Raw genomic sequence first — 25,958 nt, forward strand, 5'->3', positions numbered from 1 at the left:
AAGCTCCTTAGAAAGCCAAGATTTGGGTGTGCGTGCTGATTTGTACAGCGGCGCTCGCGTTTTACGGGCGCCGCAATGGTCCGAATGACGTGCGTTCAGTAAGAGGTCGGGTCAGCGGTGGTAAGAACGAAGCACTCAAGCAAGTCGGATTGAGTGATGAAATCGCCAACGAAAGGGACGCTGCCGCGCGAACCATCCACTCGCTGCGTTCCGGGGAAGACAACCGGGTAACCGCGAAGGACAGTGGAAAACGGGCGAGAACGCAACATTGGGCCTATGGACACTCTGGGAAAATATCACAATCGCGGATTTACGAAAAGGGCAACTCGCAGATTTTGGCCCGAATTGTGCTGTGCAGCATCAAAGACGTGAATTCCTCGAAAGAAACAACGTTTTGAAAATAAATGAGTTTTTTCCTGAGCGGTTTCCGGGCCTTGAAATAGAAGCAAAAAACTTTTTCATGGAACGACACCCCGAGCAACCTTAAGGGCACTTAACGGACGCCCAGGACACCGAGCCGCAAAAAAACTCCAAAAATCCTGTCGCGAAGACAAAATCGGGTTTCGGATCTTTTCCGGAAAAAATCGCCTCTCGGGCAAATTACCGACGGCGTCACGAATCGGGCTCCGACAGCCTGCAAGCTGCCGCACCCCGCGGTTCGATGCCCGTGGGCGCAGGCGGGTTGCTTGTTTGCCCCGCCAATCGGAAGCTATGACGACTGGGATACTGGATTCCACACGCTTGCCCAACCCTCCTCGCGACCTCACCGATGAACGTCACCGAACTCCTGGAAAAACACTTCCTTCACTTCAACGCCCGTGAACTGGTGGCGGCGGCCCGATCCTATGGCGACTTCGTTTCGCCGGCTAAGAATGGACGCATGATGGTTACCCTGGCTGGGGCGATGAGCACGGCCGAATTGGGACTTTCACTAGCACCAATGATCCGCGCGGGCAAAATCCACGCGATCACCTGCACCGCCGCGAACCTAGAAGAAGACATCTTCAACCTGGTCGCCCACGACGAATACCGCATCGTCGATAACTGGCGAGCCCTATCCACCGACGATGAAGTGGCCCTTCGCGACGAAGGATTCAATCGAGTCACCGATACCTGCATCCCCGAAACCGTGATGCGACACATCGAAGGCCGATTGACCCCGATGTGGCAAGACGCCGCCAAGTCGAATAAAGGCCGGATGCCGGTCGACTTCATGTTCGAACTGCTGGACGACAAGGATTTGGTCCAGCACTACCAAATCCCACGAGAGCACTCGTGGCTGGCTGCGGCGAAAGACATGGACATCCCAGTCTTCACGCCGGGCTTTGAAGACTCGACGCTGGGCAACATTTACGCCGCCCGCGTCATCGACGGAACCGTTCTCAACCACACGGCGATCGCGACGGGCACCTACCAAATGCAACGCTTGGCCCAGTGGTACGAAGAGGAATCGAAAGTCGGCCCGATCGGATTCTTTCAAATCGGTGGCGGCATCGCGGGCGACTTCCCGATTTGCGTCGTTCCGATGCTGCGGCAAGACCTCGAACGCGACGTTCCGCTGTGGAGCTACTTTTGCCAAATCAGCGACGCCATCACCAGTTTCGGCGGCTACAGTGGTGCGGTACCCAACGAAAAGATCACTTGGTGTAAACTGGATGCTGACGCACCGAAGTTCATCATTGAATCCGATGCAACCATTTGCGCGCCACTGGTCTTTGCACACATCTTGGGTTGGTAGCCACGGAAAGGAAATGAACCCCAATTTTTTTTCTTTCACGACAAGTAAACACTCGATGCCCTCGGCCTCGATCCCGTACCTTCGGTCACGAAGGTGGTTTCCATTTCTTGCGGATGCCGCTTGATGAACGCCATGACAATCCGCCCGCTTCTCGGCCGCTTTTTGATGCCGGCTCTTTTCGCCTTGGGGATGTCGATTGCTTCGACAGACTCGCTCGCAGACGAAAATCGCATCGTCGATCTCTACATTGTCGCAGGCCAGAGCAATGCCGTCGGGGCGGATTCCGATCCCGCGACGCTGGAGTCGGACGTCAACGATTCCGATGTGCTGTTCTGGTGGAAGTGCGGGGACCCTCCTGCCGACGACCACGACTCTTCCAGCGGTGACGCATGGTTGACGCTGATGCCCCAGCATTTGGGCGATCCCATCACGCCCAAGAACCACAAGACACGCCAATACGGCAACTTTATGTTTACCGCCGGTGGCTTTGGTCCCGAAATCGGCTTGGCCCGACAGTTGATGTCCGATCACGGCGATCGCCCCCATCGCTTTCCCGCTATCGCGGTTTTGAAAGTCGCCTTCAGCGGCACATCGGTCGAAAATGATTGGAGCCCGGCGCAAGCCGAACAGCCTGGCAATTGCTTGGGCGCTTTGATCGAACAGTTCGGGCGAGCGAAGCAGGAAGCCGAGAAACTTGGCTTGACGCTGCGGCCACGGGCGATGCTTTGGATTCAAGGGGAATCGGATTCGGCGCCGGACAGGGCTGCGAATTATGTCGCTCGATTGACCGCCACGATCCAGGCGATTCGCACCACCGTCGACCAGCCCGACCTTGCCGTTCGCTTGGCTGTCAACACGAAGTTCGGCCCCGAAAATCCCGAGGCGATGGAGGCGATCGTCGCAGCACAAAAGACGGTCGCGAACCAGATCGGCCATTGCCAATACGTTGACACGTCGTCCGCCACAATTGCGAACAATGCTCACTACGATTCCGCCGGTTCGCTCTTGGTGGGTGAAATGATGGCCGATTCGCTTCGCGAACTGTCGCAACCTTCGGTGGCTAGCGAATCGACGAATCCCGCCAAGCGATGGAAGGTGCTGGTCGCCGGAGGACACCCCGACGACCCAGAAACGGGATGCGGTGGAACGATTGCGAAATACGTCGCCCAAGGTCACGACGTCAGCATGCTGTATTTGACGACGGGCGAAGCGGGCATCGACGGCGTTTCGCACGACAAGGCTTCCGAAATTCGTCGCCAAGAAGCGACGCGTGCCGCGGTGTTGCTGGGGGCGAAGCCGATCTTCTTTGGCCAGATCGACGGCGAGTCGACAATCAACGGCGAAGCGTATGAAAGAATGCGCGACGTCGTGTCGGCCCTGGCGCCCGACGTCATCTTCACGCATTGGCCGATCGACACACATCGCGACCATCGCCATTGCACGATGCTGGTTTATGATGCCTGGCTTCGCGGCGGATCAAATGCGGCGCTGTATTACTACGAAGTGATGACCGGTTCGCAAACGCAAACTTTTTTGCCGACCGATTTTGTGGACATCAGCGATACGCTGAAGACAAAACACCAAGCCTGCTTCGTCCACCAGAGCCAACACATCGAGCGAGACTACCCCGGCGATCATGGCTTGATGGAAAAGTTTCGCGGCAAGCAAACGTCGGCGATCACTGCCGAAGCGTTCATGCGCCAGACTCCGGGTCCTGACCGCCGACTGCCCGACGTCCAGTGATCGTGCAACTTCATTCGGCCTTTGCTCCTTTGTGGACACGACAAATGGAAGCTGAAAACGACGCATCACCGGCGCGAGAAACACCCCCGACCAAGCACCCGCCCAACCCCTCTTTGATGCAGGCAACATTCGGCACTTCAACCGCGAGTCGCTAGACTGCTGGCCCGGAAACGCTCGAGACTCGAGTCCCTGCGATGTATGTAACGGACAATCGGCCTGTCGGTGAGGCGATTGCCCCCTTTTCTTCATACAACGTTGTTGTCTTTTCTTATCACTTCTCAAAATACGAGCGAGCACCTTGTCGCGATCTTTGCAGACCAACAAAAAAAGTGCGTCCCGACGTCGACGCCTCGCTCGAAAATTGGTCGCCGAACGACTGGAGCCGCGCGTCGCCATGGCGGCTACGCCGATCATCAGCGAGTTTCTGGCGTCGAACTCGGGCGGACTTGAGGACATCGACGGCGACACGAGCGATTGGATCGAAATCCACAACCCGACGTCGGCAACGGTCGATCTATCCGGATGGCGATTGACGGATGACCCGCTGGACTTGAGCGAGTGGACGTTCCCATCGGTCACCATTCCAGCGAATGACTTTTTGGTGGTATTCGCGTCGGACAAAGACCGCGCGGTCTCGGGACAACAGTTACACACCAACTTCAAACTCGGATCCGGCGGTGACTACCTTGCATTGGTCCAGCCCGACGGAACGATCGTTAGCGAGTTTGCGCCGCAGTACCCCACACAAACGACCAACGTCTCGTTTGGTGTCGGCTTCAACGTTGATGACTTGATCGAAGTCGGCGATGGTTCGCGAACGTTCGTTCCGGCCAACGGCTCGCTAGGCGATAGCTGGAAAACGACGACGTTCAACGACGCGTCTTGGACACCGGGTCCCACCGGAATCGGCTATGGCATCGAGCAACCGGGTTTCAATGTTCGTTATGTGAAAGCGAAATCATCCGGAACATTCGACGGTACCATCTCGAACCTGACCCTTGCCGAATCGGTGCTCGCCACACCGGCTTATCAGTCCTTGGATCTGAACGCAAATTCCAACACGATCAACTTCTTGGGCACCGGCGCGAACGGTCGATTTGGCGGTGACGGCCCGTTTCCGAATCAGGCGATTGGTGACGACATCAACCATTTCGTGATCGAAGCCACCGCGTCGATCGTCATCCCCAGTGCTGGCGCATGGTCGTTCGGCGTCAACAGCGACGACGGATTTGGATTGTCGTTGGCGGGGAATGGCCAGACCTTTTCCTCATCATTCCAAGGGACGCGGGCCGCCAACGACACAATCCGTACGTTCAACATACCGGCGGCCGGTCGCTATGAAGCATAGCTGGTCATGTTTGAGGGTGCCGGCGGTGCGTCAGCAGAGTTCTTTGCGGCGTCAGGAACCCATTCATCGTTCAACACCAATTTCGCACTAGTCGGCGACACTGCGTCGGGCGGCTTGACGGCGTTACAACCCTATGTGGCCGGCCAGAACCCGTTCGTTGCGACCGACGTTTCCGCAGCAATGTCGGGGATCAACGCATCGGCGTACACGCGAATTTCCTTCAACGTGACGGATGTCGCGGAAGTCGAAACGTTGCTGCTGAACATACAGTACGACGACGGATTCGTTGCCTGGATCAACGGTGTCGAAGTCGCTCGGCGGAATGCGCCGAATTCACTCTTGTTCGATTCGGCGGCGACAGCATCTCGCAGCTTTTCCGACGCCGTCGCTGCGGAACCGATTCTGTTGGACGCGGCCGCCATCGAATCGCTGGTCAATGGCAGCAACGTGCTTGCGATCCAGGGACTCAATGCCTCAGCGTCGAACAGCAGCTTTTTGATTGCACCAGAATTGGTTGCCAGCAAGCTGGCAACCATGTCGCCGACGTACTTTGCCACCCCAACGCCCGGCGAAATCAATCGGGATGCGGTTTCGGGTGTTGTCGAACGGGTCATCGCAGACGTACCAGCAGGATTTTACACCACACCGCAAACAATCACTTTGACCTCACCGACCTCCGGTGCAACGATTCGTTACACCACCGACGGAAGCACACCGACCGCCAGCAACGGCACAGACTACTCGGGTCCCATTACGGTCAGTGCGACGACGAATCTGAGAGCCGCAGCATTTCTGACTGACTATGTGTCTTTGCCCAGCATCACGCGAACATACTTGTACCTTGACGATGTCCTGACACAGTCTACCGATGGCGTTGCTCCGACCGGATGGCCGACGACTTGGGGCACCAACGTCGTCGACTACGGCATCGATCCCGACGTGATTGCGTTGGAAGGCGAACAGGCCGTGAAGGACGCTTTGCTATCGCTGCCCACCATTTCGTTGACGACCGAGTTGGCGAATCTGTTTGACGAAGAATTCGGCTTCTATTCTAACGCCTTGCAGGACGGTCGCGATTGGGAACGGCCGGCATCTGCCGAATGGATCAACCCGGATGGAACACCGGGGTTCCAAGTCAACGCCGGCCTGCGGATTCGTGGCGGATTCAGCCGCGGCGATTTCAATCCCAAGCACGCTCTGAAACTGTTCTTTCGAGGTTCGTACGGTGACTCGACACTGAATTACCCGGTCCATGGTGATGCCGGCGTGACAGAGTTCGACAAGCTCGACTTGCGGACCCCCCAAAACTATTCGTGGAGCTCGGGTGGCAATGCGACCAATAATTTCGTTGCTGAAGTCTTGGCCCGCTACGCCCAACGTGACTTGGGGCAACCCTACACGCGCAGTACTTGGGTTCACCTTTATCTCGACGGCCAGTACTGGGGCATCTACCAGACTCAAGAGCGGGCCGACGCCAACTACGCAGCTGCTTACTTTGGCGGTAACGTCAATGACTATGACGTATTAAAACCCGAACGAGGCGATTACCGAAACATCGCAACGGACGGAAACTTCGATGCTTACACCCAACTATGGGAGCAAGCAAACGCCCGCGCCACGGACGGAGTTACGCCCGCATTCGTCGAAGACGCTGCATACCTTCAAGCGCAGGGCAAAAACCCCAATGGCACGGACAACCCCGACTTTCCGGTCTTGTTGGATGTCGACAACCTAATCGTTTACATGATGGAAACGCTTCGAGGCGGCAATCTGGACGCGCCAATATCGAACTTCTTGGGTAACAATCGTCCCAATAACTATTTTGCGGTTCGCGACCGCACGGGACGCGACGGATTTAGGTTTTTCCAGCATGACGCCGAGCACACGATGCGAAACGTCAATGAGAACCGCAACGGCCCCTACAACGACGCCAATTTCGAGGTCGGCGTCGACTGGTTCAATCCTCAATGGCTGCATCAGCAATTGATGGCCAACGACGAATATCGGATTCGATTCGCCGACACGATCCAGTCGGCATTCTTCAATGACGGGCCGCTAAGCGTTTCGTCGATGACGACGAGACTGGATGATGAGGCGGCGAAAATTACAACTGCGGTGATTGCCGAATCGGCTCGCTGGGGCGATGCGAAAAGAGGGACCAACTCGCCTCGAACTCAGGCTGACTTCCTAAACGCAATCGCGAACCTGCGAAACACCTACTTGCCGGCTCGCGAGCCGATTGTGTTGGACCAGTTCCGGAACACGACGCTGGTGCTCAAAGACAGCGCGGGTGACTACAGCGTCGTTGTCCCGGCGCCACTGTTCCCGTCCGTCGCTGCGCCTCAGTTCCTGGCCAATGGCGAGCTACAACATGGTGGTGAAGTGCCGCCGGCCAGTTCGGTCGGCTTCCAATCAACGGGCGACTTGGTTTATTACATGACCGACGGCACCGACCCGCGATCGTTCGGCGGCGGCATCCATCCGGCCGCGCAAGTCTACGATCCGCAGCTTGTCCAAGAAACCGTCGTCGCATCGGGTCAGGCTTGGCGGTTTCTCGATGACGGAACTGAGCCCACCGGCGAATGGACATCCGACGACGGCGGTTTCAACGACTCGCTTTGGGGCACGGGCAATACGGAGTTTGGTTATGGCAACTCGCCAACCGCGACCCCGATTTCGTTGGGTCCTGATTCAAACAACAAGTTCATCACCACTTACTTCCGTCGTTCATTCGATGTGGATCTCAGTGGGGGACCAGCCACCGCCGCAACCATCCGCGTTCGTCGCGATGACGGCGTGGCGATTTACGTCAACGGAGTCGAGGTCGTTCGCGATAACCTGCCGACCGGGACATTGACATCGACGACGCCTGCCAACACCGCGATCGGTGGCACGGACGAGAGCACTTGGTACGATTTCCCGATCAATCCCGCGCTGCTTCGGGATGGCGCCAATTTGATCGCTGCGGAATTGCATCAAGTTTCCGCTAACAGTAGCGACACGACTTTCGACGTCGAATTGTTGGTCAGCAAACCGACGTCTGCACCCATCACCGTCAGTGGCCCGATCAACTTGATCGCGAGAACGCTCGAAGCCGACGGGACGTGGTCGGCCGCGGAACAGGCATCGTTTTTCATTCCGGTTGCGGCAGCTTCCGCGTCGAACTTGCGAGTCACCGAGGTCCATTTCAACCCGGCCGACGAGGGCGATCGAGAATTCATCGAACTGAAGAACATCAGCGCGGTACCGATTTCGCTTGCCGGTGTCCGTTTCACCGCAGGGATCACGTTTGATTTCGACGACGGGTCGATCAGCCAACTCGGCCCCGGCGAAGTGGTTTTACTGGTTGTCGATCAGAACCTCTTTGAATCTTTCTATGGTACGACGCTGCCCGTCGCCGGCCAGTACAGCGGCAGCCTCAGTAATGGCGGCGAAACACTAACAATCCTGGCGGCGGATGACTCGACCATCCAATCGTTCACCTACGATGACAAGGACGGTGATTGGCACGATTCGACCGACGGTGACGGGCCTTCGTTGACCGTGCTCAGCGCGTCGGGCGACTACGACTTGGGAACCAACTGGCGCCCCAGCTACGTGGTCGGTGGCACACCGGGTATCGACGAAAACGACAAACCGCTGGCATCGGCCGGTGGGCCTTACGTCGTTGCATCGGGGGGCACGATCACACTGGCCGGATCGGGCAGCGACTATGACACCGATCAAACGCTGACGTTCGAGTGGGACTTTGATTTCGACGGCGCAACGTTCGACGTCGACGCGACCGGTCCGACCCCTTCGCAAACCTTTACCGGTTCGGGAACGCGCACAATCGCCGTGCGTGTGACGTACAACGGCACTCCCAACGAGTCGACGATTGCGACGGCATCGTTGGTCGTGACCGTCCCACAAGTCATCAAACGCAGCGTCGCCTACGCAAACGCGACCGCGGGGTACGGATCATCAACGCCGGCGGACAACATCATCGGCTTGCCGCCGGGGCAACCCGCGACGTCCGCTAACTTCACCAACTATGTCAACGGTCTGAACCGCGTCGTCATCGATATCGAAAATTCGACGGCGACAACATTGACCGCCGGCGACTTCGCATTCAAAGTCGGCAACTCCGAAGACCTGACCGAGTGGACCGATGCGCCGGCCCGCTTCCCATCGACGTCATCGTTGGTGGCGGGATGAACGGGTCGAATCGAGTGGTCATCACGTGGGCGAACCGTGCGATCATGAACCAGTGGCTACAAGTCACGGTGCTTGCGTCGGGCAATGCCGGGTTGACGACTGATGATGTCTTCTATCTGGGCAATCAAGTCGGCGAAGTCACCGGCGGCGCGCTGGGCAGTCGCCTGCGAGTGACCTCGACCGACACGTTGGTGATTCGCGGAAATCAGTTGACTGCCCCTGGATCAGCCGGCATCGAAAATCCGCACGACCTGAACCGTGATGGCCGGGTGACATCGACGGACACTTTGATCGTGCGAGGAAACCAAGTCATCCAGGGACTGTTGATGATGACCGCGCCACAACCGCTGGCGCCGCCCCAGCAAGGTGATGCACTCACGGCGACGAATCCGGTCCAACAGAATCCGGTCGAGCAAGTCATCGCCAGCACGATCCCCGTTTCGCCCGTCGAAACCGAAGTCGTCGAAACCGAAAACACCGCGCCGACGCGGCGCGAGTACAGACAAGCGGTATCTACCGGCTACCGGCTACCGACAACTGCGAATGCAACTGATTGCCCTGCGTCGGGTGGATTTGCGACTAGCGATGGAAACCCGACGCGACGTAACCGCCCGCTTTCGAGATTTCCAACGTGAATCGGTCCAATCGCTGGAGGCCGTTGACGCGTTCTTTGCCAATTTGAAAGCCGAAATCAGCGGACTGAATCGATAGCGACGACGATTTCGATTACCTTCTAACGTTATGAAGAACATCATGAACCAACACTTTTGCTTGACAGCGCTGCTGCTTTTGTTTGCTATGCCCGCTAGGTCGGACGCCGACGTCGTCATCGCCTTCGATCCGACCGGAAGCATCGACGCGACCATTCGGCAAGCCGCGAACCAGAAGCTGAACTTTTTCGTCAGCAGCGACGCTGACGACAGGGTGCGGGGCATCGACATTGGTTTCCGTTTCCGGCGGCAACGAACATCAGCGAAAGCGATATCGGCACGACGGCGCCCCATGACCGCGGTTTCTTTGCCGACACCAACCTGAGCAACTCGACCGTCTCGGCTTTTCCATAGGGCGACTCCATCGAAGTTTTTGTCAACCAAGAACTGACCAGTGTCCAGACCCTCGGCGCATCGCCTCAGCGATGGTTCGAGTTGACGATCGACGCATCCTCGCTTGCGATCGGCGACTACGCCATCTCGCTGGCCCCCAGCACTCCCGGTTTCAACACGGACCAGATCGACCTTCAGACCGGATTGCCCGTCCGCATCGACCAGGTGAACACGACGTTCAATCTTTCGGTCGCTGCGGTACCGGAACCGTCAGCGGTTGCTTTCGTCGCCGTTACAGGATTCGCATTCCTTTGCCGCACTCGACGCCGTAAGTCTGCCGCAACCGTCGCGGAATGAAGTAGGCAATCATTCCGATCGCGACGATCCAAATCGTACCGGGTTCCGGTACCGCTGCACTCGTGTGACTGAACGTGACAAATTCGCTTGTCGGATTCAGAGCGGCACCGTCGCGTCCTTGGACACCCATGCGTTGGCCGAAAAAGGCGTTGCTGCCGGCGAACGAAAATGTCTGCGTGGGTTGAACGTTGCGGTCGTAGAAAAACGTCGCCCTGGATTGTAAATCTCTGATCGTCAGGTCAATGACGCTCCATTCATTTGACCCGGTTTTCTCGGCCGTATAGTCGATCTCAAAAGGGTTGGATCGCAGATCAGCCCCGTTGCCCCGCGTATCGAACACGTCCAAGCCAACGTAGCGTCCTTCAATCGAAAACGAGTTGGCTTGATTGACCGGCCTAACGTCGTCAACCAAAACGTAGTCATTGAAGTCCGGAAAAAATCGCACAAACCCACTTTCATTGTCAGGTTGGGTTATCCCTCGATCCCAAACGACGCCAAACCCGGATTGAAGGCCCCCACCGGCTGAATCTGAGAATCCAAACCTTGCCACTTCTTGGGCAAAGGCGGCGCCGGGCAACGTGAACTGCAATTGAGTTTGAATCGAGATCCGATCACCGACGCCGAACGAGCGGCCAGGCGAACCATCCAATGCGCCCGTCACGTGATACGTGGGGTCCGCGGATACAACGCCTCCCTTGGTTGTGAATCCGGTTGTATTGGGGCGCACTGCGACTTGCCCACCACCAACCCAGTTCACGTTGTTGCTTAGCGGTGCATTCGAATAACCTTCGGCCGCCGTGTAGCTGGTGCTGAATATGACGCCGCCATGCACGTGCGCCATGCCGATAATGCTTGACATGAAGACAACAAACGTACGAACCCACATAGCGCACCCCAGTAAGAAAATGTGTCGTTTCGATAGTCAAGAGACGGAACAATCCGTCCCGAACGGGTATGATCTTATGCGACACCGCCATGCTTAGGGGCAGTAAGACGCGAAACGGATCATTGCAGACAAAAATGAACCCGAAATCGATTGAGAGAGCACTCGTGACCTCGTAGCCCGGTGATGATGTGCCGGGAACCGCCTCAAAAATTGCGGTGACTTCATAGCTTGTTCAACGATTCGACCAGAGCAATGGACATGCGATCCCCTCGTCCTTCCATCCGATTTCGGGCATTGAAGGGGCAGCGGTGAAGCGCTAGGCTAGAGGCGCCGTCGCCGTCCGTTTCCAACGACCCACCATTGCATGATGCATCTACTTGCCTCCGCTATCGAACAAACGCCAATCGAGCCGCAATCGGCGGGCGTCATGTTGCTGTTTGCCGCGGTGATGATGGCGACCTATGTGGGCGTCGCGGTCGAACGATACCACAAGACTGTCGCGGCGCTGTGCGGCGCGATTGTCTTGATTGCGCTCAGCCTGCTACTCGGGCTGTTCGAGTTCCCGAAAGTCTATGACTTCCTGAAAGAAGACCTGAACATTTTTGGTGTCATCATCGGCACCGGGATTTTGGTGGATGTGGTCGGCAAGAGCGGGTTGTTCCACTTCATCAGCATGTGGATCGTCCGGTTGACGGGCGGTCGAGCGGCGACGCTGTTTTTAACGCTTTGCATCGTCACCTTTTTGTTCGTGGCGGTGCTGACGATCGTGCCAGCCATGTTGATCCTTAGCTCTCTGGTCCTGGTGATCTGCCGCTCGCTCGGTTACAAGCCGGCGCCGTTGATGTTGAGTGTTGCAATCTGTGCCAACAGCGGCGCGATCGCGACGTTCGCAAGCGGACTGCCCAACATCATGGTCGGAACGGCGGCCGAGATCCCCTACATGCAGTTCTTGCAAGTGTCGTTGCCCTACGCCGTGATCAGCTTATTGATCGCGATCGCGGTGCTGCGAATCTTGTTTCGCAACGACTTACCGTGGAAACAAACCGCCGAGGAAAAAGAAGAACTACGTTTGCAGATCGAAACATTCGATCCTTGGGCGATGGTCGAAGACCGTAAGGTGCTCTATCGCAGCGGTTCGATCCTGATGGCCACCGTGGTCGGCTTCGTGTTCGCACAGCAACTGGGCGTTGGAATGGATTTCATCGCCATGGTCGGTGCCACCGCGGCGTTGATGTTTGCCGGAAAAGGCGTCGAGGATGCCATCGGGAAAGTGAACTGGACGGTGATCATGTTTTTCATGGGGCTGTTTATCATCATCGGCTGCGTCAAACAAACCGGTGCTCTTGCATTCGTCGCCGAACAGGTCGTCGATCTGTCCGGAAATCGAATGGAATTGTTGATTCCGTTGCTGGGCGTTTTTTCGGCCGTCGCCAGTTCGATCGTCGACAATATTCCTGTTGCGGCGACGTTGATCCCCATCGTCCAAGACATCTCGACCAGCCCCGACGTGCCGGCCGAACCACTATGGTGGACGTTGATCCTTTGTTGCAATTTGGGCGGCAACGGAACGCCGATCGGTTCCATATCGTGTGTGATCGCCATCTACGCGCTCAAGCGAGAAGCAAATCAACACATCGGCTGGGGCACGTTCTTGAAGCTGGGCGGAACGATCATGTTGCTGCAAGTCATTGGAGCGATCCTCTATGTGACGCTGGCTTACCAAAACAACATGATCCCAAGCTTGTCGCACCCGTGACCCGAAGCGGATGCCCAATGCGGAAACACGTGCGACACTTCCACCTGCCCTGACGATAGAAAAACGATCTCCACCATGACAAACGAATCTGATTCGAACGAAATCGACCGTGATGTCAACGCGTCGATGCGGATGTTCGAAAAATCCAAAGTTGGTACTGCGCCGGCGATCGCGCCGATCAAACCGGCGCGAGTGTTGTTGGTGCTGGACGGTTCACCACAAGACGTGACGTCGATCGATGCGGCGTCGTATCTTCGCGAGACTTTCAATGTCGAAACGATCGTGTTGGATGCGAAAGAACGAATCGAAGGCAACGCATCCGATCATGCGATCGAAGCCGCCGCCCAAGTGATCGGCGCACGGCCGATCAAGCGGGGCGAGGGCGACTCGTACGATGAAATTTTGGCGGCAGTCGACGCGCACGAAGTCGACTTGGTCGTGTTGCCATGCCCGTTCGGCCGATCGTTCGAAAAAATCGGTTCAGACAGCGCCGGAACGGTAATCGACGTGATGCTGACACGATGCCCGGTGCCGATGCTGATCATTCGCCGCGACGACCAAAGACTAAGGCAATGCGTCGATCAAGTCCGTTTGGTTCTAAGCGGCGAATGCGACTTCGAAACACGTGCGGCGGGATGGGCGTTCGGTCTGGCAGGTGACGGCGCGACGGTGACGCTGAATCTGGTGATCGAAAAAGAACAGTACGAAAACGTCCGCGCCATCGTCGAAGCAATGCAACCGGGGCTATCGATGGACCTAGAACAGTTTTCCGATGCGATGACCAAGACGCATCAATCGCTCCACGGCGCGATGGCGAAAACGGCCGCGGCAAACGGAATGACGTACAGCCTGCTTCCGCAGGCCGGCGAAGTTGCACCGCCCAACGCGCTCGACGAGTCATCGCAAATGCTGTTGGTGATGGCGGACGAAGTCGACGACCGCTTTTCACAAGGCTTCGTCCAAGACCGTATCCGGCGCAGCCCGCATCCGGTGTTGGTCGTGCCGGGGCACGTGCCCAGCTAAACAACAACCGGATGCGACGGAGCCATTTTCGCCCGAACGAAAATCAGCCTTGGCTTTCCGTCCCCGTTCGTTTAGCCGGCCACTTCAGGACGTTGCGGGCGTTTGGGACGAGAATCATCTTCTTGGTTGCGGCCGAAACCGCCGCGTCCTCCACCGGGACCACCACGGTCTCCCCCCGGTCGTCCGCCGAAACCGCCACCTTCACCGCCTGGTCGTCCACCGAATCCACCACGGTCTCCGCCAGGACGTCCACCACCGAATCCGCCTCGGCCGCCGCCCTCACTGGGTGCATCCGATTTCGCAATGACGTTGTCGGCCGGATCGACCGTTTCGTTTTCGTCCATCACGCAGTACAGATGCTTGTTGCTGCGCAGAAGGATACGGCCGTCGCTGATCGCCGGTGTACCGCCGAACGTTTCTTTCTCGGTCGTCACCAAGTTAACGCTCAATTGCTTGGGTTCGTCGCCCAGTTCGAACACGAACATCTGGCCCGCCCCGTTGAGGTAGTACATTTTTTCGTTCGCGATCACGGGCGACGGATAGTCCAGTGATCCGAATCCGCCACCGGTGCTAGCGACGCCTTCCAGGCGTGCTTGGCCGATCTTGTCGCCCGATTTCGCGTCCACGGTGGTGACGACTCCGTTGGCAACCAAATAGACTCGCGACTTGTACCCGACCGGCGAAGCAAACCGAGTCGTTTCTTGGCCGCTCCACAACACCGCGGCGTCACTGGTGTCGCCCGAGCCACCGACTTTGACGGCGACACTGCCGCCACCGCGTCCGGTGAATGAATACGCCACACCGTCGATGACAACCAAACTGGATTGCGACTGTTCCGCGCCGGTCGCTTCGCTGTACCAACGCAGCTTGCCGTCGCTGGGATCGAGGCCCCAGAGTTCTTTGGCCACGCCCATCACCAAGTCCGTTCGCGAGTCGTCGACTGGCACCAGAGTCGGCGTCGCCCACATTCCGTCCAGCCCCGACGCTTCTTGCCGCCATCGCTCGCGACCGGTCGCTTTATCCAGCCCGACAACGGACTGGCTTTCCGCCGAAGCGGTCACAATCACCAAGTCACCGTGTACGACGGGACTGGACGACGAACCCCATTTCCACGGATCGGACTCGCTGCCGACGTTGACATTCCACAACGCATTGCCGTCGAGATCGAAGGCGTGCACGCCACCTTTTCCGAAGAACGCAAAGACCCGTTCACCGTCCGAAACGGGAGTGTGCGACGCATACCCGTGCGCCGTGACGCCGATGCCCGAGTAGGGATCTTCCGGCAACGTGGCGGCAACGTCTTTCTGCCACAACTTGGCACCAGTCGCGATGTCAAAGCAAACCAAGTGGCGAACCAAATCGTTGATGTCGCCAGGCGATTCACGCTCGAGGCCGTAGCCGGAATAGCAAGTCACAAAGACTCGATTGCCGACGACGATCGGGCTGGAAACGCCCGAGCCGGGCAATTCGACTTTCCAGCCGATGTTGGCACTGGGGGACCACTGCGTCGGCAGCGATTCGGTGTCTTGGCTGACACCGGACCCGTCGGCGCCGCGAAACGACGGCCAATCGTCAGCGTAGGCAGTTGTTGTAAACGCGGCCAAGGCGAACGTCGCCAATAGTCTTGGTTTCATGACGGATCTCTTTTGGAACAGAAGTTGAAGAACTCGGATCTTTGTCGGCACCAAAATTCATGGGACACGCTCGGACAAAGTTTATCCGAAAACGGTTTCCTTCGAACGGTGCCCCCATATGATCGCATGAAAGACGATCGAAACTCCTATCCACCGGGACAACCGATCCGGTATCGTAAACACAGTCCCATGTGGGACGGTCGCTGCGAGACGGACATCGCCAACATCAACGACCGCCATACGGTTGGCCGGCAAACTCGCGAATACGGAAACCACCCTTCATGACGTCCCTTGCGATCGAGCCGATTTACGGATCGCTGGTTTTGGCGATCGCCGCGATCGGGGTGACCGTAGCGGTGATCGTCATGGTGACGCCGCCGACGGCCGTGCCGATCCAGCGGCGATGGCTGATGGGCTTGAGGATGCTGGCAGCGGCAGTCTTGATTTTGGCTTTGGTTCGCCCCACCGTCGTCCGCACCGACAATCGCCCGCTCGATGCCGCGTTGATCGTCGCCGTCGATACGTCACGCAGCATGACGTTGCCCGATGGTGACGGCGGTGACCGCTGGAGTACACAGGTCGGCGCCTGGCAGTCGTTGGCAAGCGGGCTGGTCGGACGCGATCACTCGTTGGACATCAAACTGCTGGCCTACGATGAAACGACACGTCCGATGGCGACCACCGAAACGCTGGCCGATGTCGTCCCCGACGGCGAGCTGACCGATTTGCAAGCCGCCACAACAGCCGCGATCGGCGCGGCATCTGGCCAACCGATTGCCGGCATCGTGCTGATGGGTGACGGAGCTCAAACGGGCCCAGTCACCGGTGGCGGCGCCGCACGTGTCGTCGAAACACTGGACTCTCTGGGCATTCCGTTTTGGACAGTTCCAATCGGGCCGCCACGAACCGAGACTCAATCGCGTGACGTGGCCGTCGATTCATTGTCCGAAAGTTATCAACTGTTCGCGGGCAACCAAGTTGACATCACGTTCCAAGTTCAATCACGAGCGATGACCGGCACGGACGTTCCCGTTCGCTTGACCTGGATCGACGAACAGGGCCAACGCACTGTCGCTGCCACGCGACAGATTGCCGTCAAGAAAGCGATCGATACCGCCGCCGTCGTGATCCCAGTCACGTCGCCGCCGCCGGGAACGTATCAGCTAGAAGTTTCGGCAGACGTCCAAGATGGTGAATTGGTCGTGAGCAACAATTCACAGATCGCATTCGTCGATGTCCGCGAAGGCGGCGGCCGAATTCTGTATTTGTTCAGTAATCTAGATCAAGAACAATCGCTGATCCGGCGTTCGCTTCGACGTTTTCCGGATCTCGACATGACGTTTCGCTGGATCCCGACGGACACCGTATCGTCGTGGCCGGTCGACTTGCAGGACTGGTTCACGCCGGGCAAGTTCGATATCTACCTGATCGGCGACTTGGACGCCGACGCATTGGGTGAACGGCAACTGCAACAACTCGCCGAAACCGTCGGCGCCGGTGCGGGCCTGGTCACGCTGGGCGGTTTCCAGACTTACGATGTCGGCGGATACGCATCGTCTAAATTGGCCGACGTGATGCCCGTACGCATGGACCCTGCGCGGCGCCGGTCTATCGAAAGCGTATGGTCCAGCGAAAATCAACTCGATGCACCGGTGGTGGTACAGTTGGCTCGCAATCATCCGATCACCGATTTGGGCGGCCGCGATCCTGCCCAAACGTGGCGCGACCTGCCGGCACTATTGGGAGCCAGTCGCTGGAACGGGCCCAAAGTCGCGCCCGGTATCGAAGTGCTACTGCAAACGCCTCGCGAGGAACCGTTGCTGATCGTCGGTCAGTACGGCAAGGGACGAACGGCCGCGATTGCGTTTGATTCGACGTGGCGATGGTGGCGTAGCGGCTACGACGAATCGCACCGTCGGTTCTGGCGACAATTGATGCTGTGGTTGCTTTCGCGAGAAGAATCGGCGGAGGACCGCATCCAAATTCGACTCGACTCGCGACGTTTCGCATCGGAATCGTCACCCGCGTTTCAAGCCGTCGTCGATGTCGAGGGCGCTTCATTGGCCGCCGAGATCGTTGGTCGCGATGAACAAGGCCGCGAAACGGTGACGCCTTTGAAAGTGTCCAACCAAATCGCCGGTGAAGGAGCCACATCGCGCGACGAGTCGGCGATCCGAGGCAACTTGCCGACCTTGGCCGCTGGGATTTACCGGCTGCGAGTCCGGGCCGCGGATCCTTCGAAGCTGCTGCCAGCCGAGGTTGCATTCCAGGTTGTGGACCAGAGTCGCGAGTTGGCCGGCCCGATGGCGGATCCGGTTTTCCTGCGTCAGTTAGCCGATCTGACCAGCGATCATGGCGGCGCGGCGTTCGGCGCCGACCGGATGAACGACCTAGTGAAGGTCATTCTGGATCGACGCAAGGCCGCAGAGACTCCCGTCGTCGAAAAACTGCGCCTGGGCGACGGTCCGATGACCGGGTGGCCGCTGTTCTTGGTGTTTGCCACGGCGCTGTCAACCGAATGGTGGCTGCGACGGCGTTGGGGGCTAGCTTAGACTCCCGGCAATGCACCGCTACGGGCGAACCGATCCTAGGGGTATACTCGGCAAATCGTGTGACTCAACCCTGGCCGCCTGAACCCTGAACCCTCTCCGTTTTATATGTCTGGCAAATCTCCTTACCCCGCGCTCACCGAATCCCGCGATGCCGAAGCGATTCGAAAACTGATCCTGGCCGGCGAATTCGTGCTGATCAGCGTCGAAGAAGAAGACGAAGGAAACGATGACGGCGAAGAGGGGTCCTACGGTGCCCTGACGGCCGAAATCGATGGTTTCGAGGCGTTAGTCGTCTTCACGTCCGAAAAAATCGCCGGTGAATTCGTCAACCAACAAGCCGACCTGTTCGGCGAAGGCGAAGAAGTCGAAGGCATCGTCGTCGAAGGCGACGCACTGCTCGAGTACCTACCCGAAGGATTCGGAATGCTGGTCGATCCCGAGTTCGACGACGCCTGCGTGGTCGACCCCGCCCTGGTTATCGAAGTGCTCGGCGATGACTCGGCCAACGATGACGGAGACGACGAGTAACCTTATACGTCGCGAAGATCGCGATCAGAATCTTTTTTCTTGACACTCGCCTGATCATGCGTACACTTTCTGCCGGTTCGGGGCTCGTCCCCAAACCGGTTTCCAGTGTTAGCACAAAGGGAGTGTGACCATGGCGGTGAAAGCAGTGGCGGATCGGGAACAGAATTCCGTGACCGGGGACCCCAAACAAGTCTTAGCCGATCGATTCGGGATGGATCAGTTCCGCGATGGCCAATTGGCCGTCATCGAACGGTTGCTCAGCGGCAAAAATGTTGCCGCGGTATTCCCCACCGGCGGCGGCAAGAGCCTGTGTTACCAACTCCCCAGCCTGATGCTGCCCGGCACGACGGTGGTGGTCTCGCCACTGATCGCACTGATGAAGGACCAATGCGACGCCCTGGCTACTCGCGGGATCAACGCGGCGCGGCTGGATTCGACGCTGTCCACCGACGAATTTCGATCGGCCATGCAAGGAATCCGCGACGGTTCGATCAAGATGCTATACGTTGCACCGGAGCGATTTTTCAACGAGCGATTTCTTGCCTCGATCGGCACCCTTGACGTTTCGTTGTTTGCTATCGACGAGGCGCACTGCATCAGCCAATGGGGACATAGTTTTCGCCCCGACTATTTGAAGTTGGCCGAACTGGCAAAAGAATTGTCGGCCAAGCGAGTCCTCGCGTTGACGGCAACCGCTACGCCCGAAGTCCTCGCCGATATTCGCGACGCATTCGGAATCGATCCCGAGGACGCGATTCGTACGAAGTTCTATCGCCCCAATCTTCAATTGCGAAGCACCATTGTCGATTCGTCAACCCACTACACGACGCTGAAAAAACGGATTGCCGAGCGAGACAAGGGGCCCACGCTGGTTTACGTCACACTACAGCGAACCGCCGAAGAAATCGCCGAGCAATTGACTGCTGATGGTCAACCCGCGACGGCATACCACGCCGGAATGGAAACGGAGGATCGAACGCGGATTCAACAAGACTTTATCAATTCACCGGACGGGATTGTCGTTGCCACGATCGCTTTTGGGATGGGTATCGATAAGTCAAATATTCGCTACGTCTATCATTTCAACCCGCCAAAGTCGCTGGAATCCTACGCTCAAGAGATTGGTCGCGCCGGCCGTGACGGCGATGACTCGATTTGCGAAGTGCTGCTGTTGCCCGAGGATCGAGTGGTGCTCGAAAACTTCACCTACGGCGACACGCCGTCGCGTCACAACGTCGGTCGACTGGTCGATTTATTGGCCGGCCAAGCCGATCACTTCCATATTTCGCATTACAAGCTGTCATTCGAGACCGACATTCGGATCTCCGTGGTGCGGACACTGCTGACCTACTTGGAACTCGACGGATATTTCAAAGCGACGTCGCCGCGTTACGACACGTACAAGATCAAGCCGTTGGTAACATCGAAACAGATCCTTGCCCACTTCAAAGGCGAACCACGAGAGTTCGCAGCCGGCGTTTTGTCATCGCTGACGAAGGGCCGAACATGGTTCTTACTCAACACCGTTTTGGCGGCCAAGAAGCTTAACGCCGATCGCACGCGAGTGGTCAAGGCGATCGAGTACATGAGCGAACAGGGATGGCTGGAGATCCAAGTGTCGGACTTGGTCCACGGATATCGCTGGATTCGGCGAACCGATGATGCGAAGACCCTGGCCGACGATTTATTCGATCGCCTGGCCCGGCGAGAAACCGGGGAAGTCGGCCGCCTGGACGGCGTATTCGATTTGGCGACCGCGTCGTCCTGCATGGCCGACCAATTGTCGACCCACTTTGGCGAGACGCTGGACCAGCCCTGTGGCCGTTGCTCGGCGTGCCTGGGCGACGGCCCGCATAAGATCCCGAAACTTGCCGTTCGCCCGCTGGGAACGTCGGTCAAACGCATTCTGGATGACTTGGTTCAACAATACCCCGATCGTTTCACAACGTCACGAGACCGAGCCCGGTTTTTGTGCGGACTATCGTCGCCGGGTTTCGTGAGGTCGAAATTGACGCGTCACGCCAATTATGGGGTCTGCGATCAAATCCCCTTCGCCACGGTTCTGAGCCAAGTCGGTGGAATTGACGACGAAAACGTCCCCACCGCCACTTGACGCACTCGAAATCAACGTGCTACTTTCTGCATCTCGAAGGAATCGCGGACCAACGCAGTTTGGCCCACGTCCCTTCAGCCGGCCGCCCCCCAAAGGCGGACCAATCCGGGGGATTAGCTCAGTTGGGAGAGCGCTACAATGGCATTGTAGAGGTCATCGGTTCAAGTCCGTTATCCTCCACTTCCTAAACAAAAGCCGCTGATCAAATGCGATCGGCGGCTTTTTTCGTGGGCTTTTCGGTGTGAATCGCTGGGTTCAATCAGTTCGTGCAATTTTGGGCATGAATTTGCAAGTCGTTTTCAAACAACGACTTGCGGGGTTTCACTGTCCACTATCCTCGCCTCGTGTATCAGCTTGGTTCGAGTCCGCCTCGGGGAGCTATTGGTCGGTTATCCGAACCGAATCGCTGATCATCAGTGCTTTTGGGCCGGTTTCGTCAAAGGGATCGGCAAGTTTGTATTTTTCTGGGGGCAACCGGAACCGTCGTCATTAATTGCTCGCCTCCTTGGCTCTGATTTCAGTACGATCTAGAGCTGCTCGCATCCTTTTGAGCGTCGCAATATGCCCAACTGAGCTAGCGAGATTTCGCTCTTCTCCTGGATCAGCGGACAGGTCGTATAACTCTTCTCCCGTCGGCCACCTCGTGTAGCGATACCGCTGCGTTCGGATAGCTTTGCCCAAGGTAATGCCGATTCTGTCGTGGCATTTGAAAGGCTCTTGGAAGGCCCTTTACAATCCCGTCCGCGATCAGAAAGGGCGTCCAATCCCCGCCCTCCCTTTTCTTTCTAGAGGTAGTTTCAAAACCTGTTTAGCAGGATAAGCAAGCATGCGAGATGTAGAAATCCTTCGAACAGATGTGCGTATCGTTCATGCCTGACGAGGAGGCGTCTGCTGTTTTGTAGCCAACTGATCGTGCGTTCAATTTTCCAGCGTGACCGATAACGGCGGAGCTTTCGACCATCTTGTCTGGCCAGTCGTTTGCGACCGCGACGGTGCGGAGTAATCAGGTCGACGTTGCGAGTTTGCAGGCTGTCTCGCAACCAGTCGGCGTCCGCAGCTTTGTCGTAGATCAATCGTTTTGAACGTTGGCCGGCGACCTGAAGATCCACCAGAGTTTCGATGCAATGAACTTCTGAGACGTTCGCTTCAATCGTGAGCGCAGCAGTCGGAATTCCATTGGCATCAGACATCACCATGATTTTTGTGCCCTTGCCACGCTTGGTTTTGCCAACTTCAAGGCCCCTTTTTTTGCAGGCGAAAACGTACCGTCGCCCATCGCCTGCGACCAGTGCAGCAGTTTTCGCCGATCCATCCTGCGAATCAGAATTTGCCATGCCTTGAGGAAGGTTCCGTCTTCAGTCCACTTCTTGCGTCGTCGCCAGCATGTTGCAGAAGACATATATCGTTCTGGTAAATCTTTCCATCGTGCACCATTTTTCAACACCCAGATGATACCTTCCAGACAGGCGCGATGATCAACCTGCGGACGACCTCCAACATGCGTGATCTTCTGTTTTGGAAACAGATGACGAATCAATTCCCACTGGGAATTCGTGATAAAAGGGACCGGAGCCGTCCTGGATCCTGTGGTGTTTGGTCGCCGTCGTGACGCCTTTGGGGACAGGAGTTTGGGCATGTGAGTGTTCCTTTCTCACTCACTCAAATACAAATCACATGCCAATCAAACAGGTTTTGAAACTACCTCTAGCGAGTTGCCACCATGACTTTTTGCTGAGTGCTTCGACGAATTCAGCCACAAGCGGAAACCAAGGGGCGTTGTGGTTATTGAAAAAGTAGAAAGACCTTCGATGACGACCTGAGGCGGCAGCAATCCAAACGTCGCGCATTCTCTGAGGCTAGCTGAATTGCATTCCGATAGACCTATGAGGAGGATCGCGTCTTAACTCCACCGAAAATCTCTGGATTGCATTACCTGCTGCAAAAGAGACGACTATCAGTGCATCGACAGGTTGCGTCTCGGATGACGCGTGGCCGTCGCAGAAATGTCGCCGCGGGACGTAGCCGGTCGAGCATGTGCTGCTCATCGATCTTCGTGTCTTCGCCTATTATCTTCAAAACCGCGATCTACTTCTACTGCGGTGGACTCGATCTCTACCCGTGCTAAACCCAGATGGACCTTTTTCTGCCCCCCGCGAGCTCACCTCTTTTGAAGATGATCCGTTCGAGCATACGCCTGCCACACTTTCGCAAACTCCTCGTCCATCAGCCAATTCGCGGTTGATCTATCGCCCTTGAATTCGGCGTATGGAGCGATCTCCAAGTGTTGTCGTCCGCCAGTTTCAATATTGTAAGTGGCGCCTAGCCAACCCTCTTCGATCTTGATTGGCTTGAGTTCTCCGTCGTTGCCAAGTCGCACTCGCATGGCTGCTTTGCAAAACTCAACGACGAGTTCCCAGACGATATCTGCATCGACTGGACCATGCCCGACACCAGCCTCCATCATCGTACTCATCGCGGCGTTACGCAATTGACGCATCTCTTTAACGGTCTCGTCCTGACGGCCGTTGAGGAAATATTTATCGACCGTACCCAGCATTACCATGGAAGGGACTTTTTCGGTGTTCGGCAACTGTAGGTACGCCGTAAATCCAGGGTGAAAGGAAATCCATCCAATCGATTGTTCGGGTCGCTGTGCGGGCCAACAAGCGGCAAATCCGGTGCCATTGGAATGCCCAAATGTGAGTATCGGGGCATCCACGAGTTCAGGGTGTCCCGACAGCTTCGCGAGCTTTTTCAAGTGCGTATCGGTGAGGCTCACATCCTTGAGGCCCCGTTGCACTGGATCCCCATACATGCTGACGAGAGCGACCTTCTCCTCTTGCGCAAATTTCTGCAAAATGGGGTGCGTGATGTTTCCGATACCATGACGAGAGAGATAAAACGCAGCCCTCACCTTGTCCACAGACGCGGGAATATAGACGTGAAATTCGGCATCACCGCTCGATTTTTTGCCCACTGCGTTGAACGTGTTCATCGGCGTGGTGAATCCTGCGATATTCTTTTCGATGGGTTTTGGTTCAAGCTTGACCAAGAGTGGTTTTGCACTGGAGAAAAACTCCATCGACCTGACTCGAATGGTCTTATCAAGATGCCCTTCTTTCTCGAATTTTAGTGCGGCGATTATGCCGCGTTTGTTCGGTTTGAGTTGCTCATCCCACAAGAATTCGATTGCGTAATCACCATTGGGGTCCGTGCTGGTTTGAACATCGATCGGCCTCATCGAAACATTCACGTCATTGAGCCAATTGCCGTCAGTATCCATCACCTTGCCGGTCAGGATGATCTTTTGCCCCGCAGTCGGACTGACCTCGCTCGGACAATCCGCAAAGACAGATGGCGTTGCGAAAATGGAAATTGTAAACAGATGAATTAGCATCGTTCTCATAACATTGACTCCGAATGTACTCTCGTGTTCACAGTACTTGCCAAGTTCATCGGCCCTTTCAAGATCTGCACGGCGTTCAGAATCATTTAGGTGACCATTCAGGGATTCCCTTTTCTTCGAGTTGCTTGTGATAGCGGATCGCCATTGGCTGATCATCCGGTTTGACCTTGGGCAAGTTTTCATTGACCAACAGCGGAGTCAATGACACCCACCAAGCGTCGTATGACTTGCGCAATTTGCCAACGACTTCAGGATTCGAATCAACGACATTCGTCCTCTCGCCTGGATCGGCGGCGATGTCGTACAACTCTGAATTATTAACGAAGCGCCACCGATCGGTCCGCACCGCACACTTTTGGAATTTGAACTCAATCTGATCACCCGTCGGCCAACGACCACAATGGAAGAACAACTCGCGATCGGCCCATGCTGTCTTGGGATCTTTCAGCAAAGGGACAAGCGACCGCCCGTCAAGCATCTGTGCATCGTCAGGCAACTTTGCGCCAGTCAGATCGCAAAACGTCGGGTACAAATCGATGTGGGCGGTCAGCGCGTCGACATCGCCCCCTTCACCCAACACGCCTTTCCAATACCAGAATGCTGGCACGTGCGAACCACCTTCGTAGGGCGAATTCTTGCCGCCCTTCAGGTTCGCGTTGAAATGCTTGACCCGCTTGCCGTTCAACTTGCCGTTCAAACGAGTTGCCCCGTTGTCGGTCATGAAAATGACAAGTGTGTTGTTGAGTGCGTCCCACTGGCCAAGGCTTTCCATCAAGCGACCGAAATTGTCGTCGATGTTTTCGATCATACCGTATCGGGCTGCCGTTCCTTCGTCCCAGCCAAGATCTAAAAACCGCTCGGTATATTTCTCTGGAGCAACCAGCGGCGCGTGCGGAGCGTTCAACGCGATGTAAGCGAAGTAGGGATTGCCCGATTCATGTTGGTCCTTGATCCAGGACAAAGCGGATTGAAAAAACAGATCAGTGCAAAAGCCCCTGGTCTGCACAATCGTGTCGTTGTGCAGCAGCACATTGTCGAAGTACACATTCTCTTTGTTGGGCGGGAAATCGCCGAGCGCAACCTGTCCAATTCCTCCGGAGCCATGAATTAGGATTTCGTCGAAGCCTCGCCTACCGGGCAGATACGCGTCCTCGTCACCAAGGTGCCACTTGCCGAAGATCCCCGTTTCGTAACCGGCACTCTGCAAAGCCTGCGGCATCGTATAAGTACTTAGTGCCATCCGCTCCCGTTGCATAATCGTATGCGTGACACCGTTCTTAAACGGAGCACGTCCGCTCATCAGTGCGGCTCGGGTTGGGGCGCATGTCGGGCTGACTTGAAAGTCGGTGAAACGCGTTGCCTTTGCATAGAAGTGATCGATGTGCGGAGTCTTGACGACTATGTTTCCCATACAAGAAAGATCGCCCATCCCCTGATCGTCGGTCATGACCAACACGATATTCGGGCGACTGCCCTTGATGGTCTGTGCTTCCGCGAGGCCAGCTAAGCCGAGCAACATAAGGAGGATCCGCACGCTCAATACAATCGATGACATCATTGTTGAATCCCTGGTGATTGTCGCATGTGCTAAGGTATTTGTACTCGTTGCTGAGCTGCCGTCTGTCTTTAACTCA

Annotated in this window: 18 protein-coding genes and 1 tRNA gene; 13 read left to right on the forward strand and 6 right to left on the reverse strand. The window is 56.7% G+C overall.

Annotated elements, in window-relative coordinates; all coding sequences use genetic code 11:
* Positions 1 to 32 precede the first annotated feature (32 nt).
* The 7 genes from Poly51_RS11200 to Poly51_RS11230 all read left to right on the forward strand — a co-directional run bounded on the left by Poly51_RS11200 (position 33) and on the right by Poly51_RS11230 (position 10,061).
* Complete coding sequence (locus Poly51_RS11200; protein WP_222435834.1) at positions 33 to 398, forward strand: hypothetical protein; 366 nt, start codon at positions 33 to 35, stop codon at positions 396 to 398.
* Between the two features lie 371 nt (positions 399 to 769).
* Positions 770 to 1,738 (forward strand): deoxyhypusine synthase family protein, encoded by a 969-nt coding sequence (locus Poly51_RS11205; RefSeq protein WP_146457480.1) that lies wholly within the window; start codon positions 770 to 772, stop codon positions 1,736 to 1,738.
* A 123-nt stretch (positions 1,739 to 1,861) separates the two neighbouring features.
* Entirely contained in the window at positions 1,862 to 3,481 is a 1,620-nt protein-coding gene (locus Poly51_RS11210; RefSeq protein WP_146457482.1) for a PIG-L family deacetylase, read from the forward strand.
* A gap of 298 nt (positions 3,482 to 3,779) precedes the next feature.
* Positions 3,780 to 4,829 carry a lamin tail domain-containing protein gene (locus Poly51_RS11215; RefSeq protein ID WP_146457484.1) on the forward strand — a complete coding sequence of 350 codons (1,050 nt, stop codon included), beginning with the start codon at positions 3,780 to 3,782 and terminating at the stop codon, positions 4,827 to 4,829.
* Positions 4,830 to 4,835: 6 nt separating this feature from the next.
* On the forward strand, positions 4,836 to 9,026 hold the full coding sequence (locus tag Poly51_RS11220) for a CotH kinase family protein (RefSeq protein WP_146457486.1): 4,191 nt from the start codon (positions 4,836 to 4,838) through the stop codon (positions 9,024 to 9,026).
* 44 nt (positions 9,027 to 9,070) lie between these two features.
* The gene (locus tag Poly51_RS11225) at positions 9,071 to 9,661 is read left to right on the forward strand and encodes a dockerin type I domain-containing protein (RefSeq protein ID WP_146457488.1); all 591 of its coding nucleotides are present in this window, start codon (positions 9,071 to 9,073) and stop codon (positions 9,659 to 9,661) included.
* 118 nt (positions 9,662 to 9,779) lie between these two features.
* Positions 9,780 to 10,061: a hypothetical protein gene (locus tag Poly51_RS11230; protein ID WP_146457491.1), complete on the forward strand. Its 282-nt coding sequence runs from the start codon at positions 9,780 to 9,782 to the stop codon at positions 10,059 to 10,061.
* Positions 10,062 to 10,361: 300 nt separating this feature from the next.
* Here the strand turns inward: Poly51_RS11230 and Poly51_RS11235 are convergent, their stop codons facing one another.
* Entirely contained in the window at positions 10,362 to 11,285 is a 924-nt protein-coding gene (locus tag Poly51_RS11235; protein WP_146457493.1) for a PEP-CTERM sorting domain-containing protein, read from the reverse strand.
* A 391-nt stretch (positions 11,286 to 11,676) separates the two neighbouring features.
* On the opposite strand from Poly51_RS11235, the gene Poly51_RS11240 reads away from it, so the two are divergent.
* Positions 11,677 to 13,068 (forward strand): ArsB/NhaD family transporter, encoded by a 1,392-nt coding sequence (locus Poly51_RS11240; protein WP_246114427.1) that lies wholly within the window; start codon positions 11,677 to 11,679, stop codon positions 13,066 to 13,068.
* 75 nt (positions 13,069 to 13,143) lie between these two features.
* Complete coding sequence (locus Poly51_RS11245; protein WP_146457495.1) at positions 13,144 to 14,091, forward strand: universal stress protein; 948 nt, start codon at positions 13,144 to 13,146, stop codon at positions 14,089 to 14,091.
* Positions 14,092 to 14,162: 71 nt separating this feature from the next.
* Here the strand turns inward: Poly51_RS11245 and Poly51_RS11250 are convergent, their stop codons facing one another.
* A complete protein-coding gene (locus tag Poly51_RS11250; protein WP_146457497.1) occupies positions 14,163 to 15,725 on the reverse strand; it encodes an outer membrane protein assembly factor BamB family protein in 1,563 nt (520 codons plus the stop codon).
* Positions 15,726 to 16,006: 281 nt separating this feature from the next.
* On the opposite strand from Poly51_RS11250, the gene Poly51_RS11255 reads away from it, so the two are divergent.
* The 4 genes from Poly51_RS11255 to Poly51_RS11270 all read left to right on the forward strand — a co-directional run bounded on the left by Poly51_RS11255 (position 16,007) and on the right by Poly51_RS11270 (position 21,098).
* The gene (locus Poly51_RS11255) at positions 16,007 to 18,277 is read left to right on the forward strand and encodes a glutamine amidotransferase (RefSeq protein WP_146457500.1); all 2,271 of its coding nucleotides are present in this window, start codon (positions 16,007 to 16,009) and stop codon (positions 18,275 to 18,277) included.
* 105 nt (positions 18,278 to 18,382) lie between these two features.
* Positions 18,383 to 18,805, forward strand: coding sequence for an SseB family protein (locus Poly51_RS11260; RefSeq protein ID WP_146457502.1), 423 nt, complete (start codon positions 18,383 to 18,385; stop codon positions 18,803 to 18,805).
* 130 nt (positions 18,806 to 18,935) lie between these two features.
* Positions 18,936 to 20,918: a RecQ family ATP-dependent DNA helicase gene (locus Poly51_RS11265; RefSeq protein WP_146457505.1), complete on the forward strand. Its 1,983-nt coding sequence runs from the start codon at positions 18,936 to 18,938 to the stop codon at positions 20,916 to 20,918.
* A gap of 107 nt (positions 20,919 to 21,025) precedes the next feature.
* Positions 21,026 to 21,098, forward strand: a tRNA-Ala gene (locus Poly51_RS11270).
* A gap of 617 nt (positions 21,099 to 21,715) precedes the next feature.
* Here the strand turns inward: Poly51_RS11270 and Poly51_RS31765 are convergent.
* From Poly51_RS31765 to Poly51_RS11290, 4 genes are all read right to left on the reverse strand, one after another.
* Positions 21,716 to 22,114 (reverse strand): transposase, encoded by a 399-nt coding sequence (locus Poly51_RS31765; protein ID WP_390621776.1) that lies wholly within the window; start codon positions 22,112 to 22,114, stop codon positions 21,716 to 21,718.
* Positions 22,108 to 22,554, reverse strand: a complete 447-nt coding sequence (locus Poly51_RS11280; protein ID WP_146457510.1) for a transposase — start codon at positions 22,552 to 22,554, stop codon at positions 22,108 to 22,110. The genes Poly51_RS31765 and Poly51_RS11280 overlap by 7 nt, the downstream gene beginning before the upstream one ends.
* 522 nt (positions 22,555 to 23,076) lie before the next feature.
* Entirely contained in the window at positions 23,077 to 24,315 is a 1,239-nt protein-coding gene (locus Poly51_RS11285; protein ID WP_146457512.1) for a hypothetical protein, read from the reverse strand.
* Between the two features lie 91 nt (positions 24,316 to 24,406).
* Complete coding sequence (locus tag Poly51_RS11290; protein ID WP_315853665.1) at positions 24,407 to 25,882, reverse strand: arylsulfatase; 1,476 nt, start codon at positions 25,880 to 25,882, stop codon at positions 24,407 to 24,409.
* Positions 25,883 to 25,958 lie beyond the last annotated feature (76 nt).

This window comes from Rubripirellula tenax (assembly GCF_007860125.1).
GTDB classification, from domain to species: Bacteria; Planctomycetota; Planctomycetia; order Pirellulales; family Pirellulaceae; genus Rubripirellula; species Rubripirellula tenax.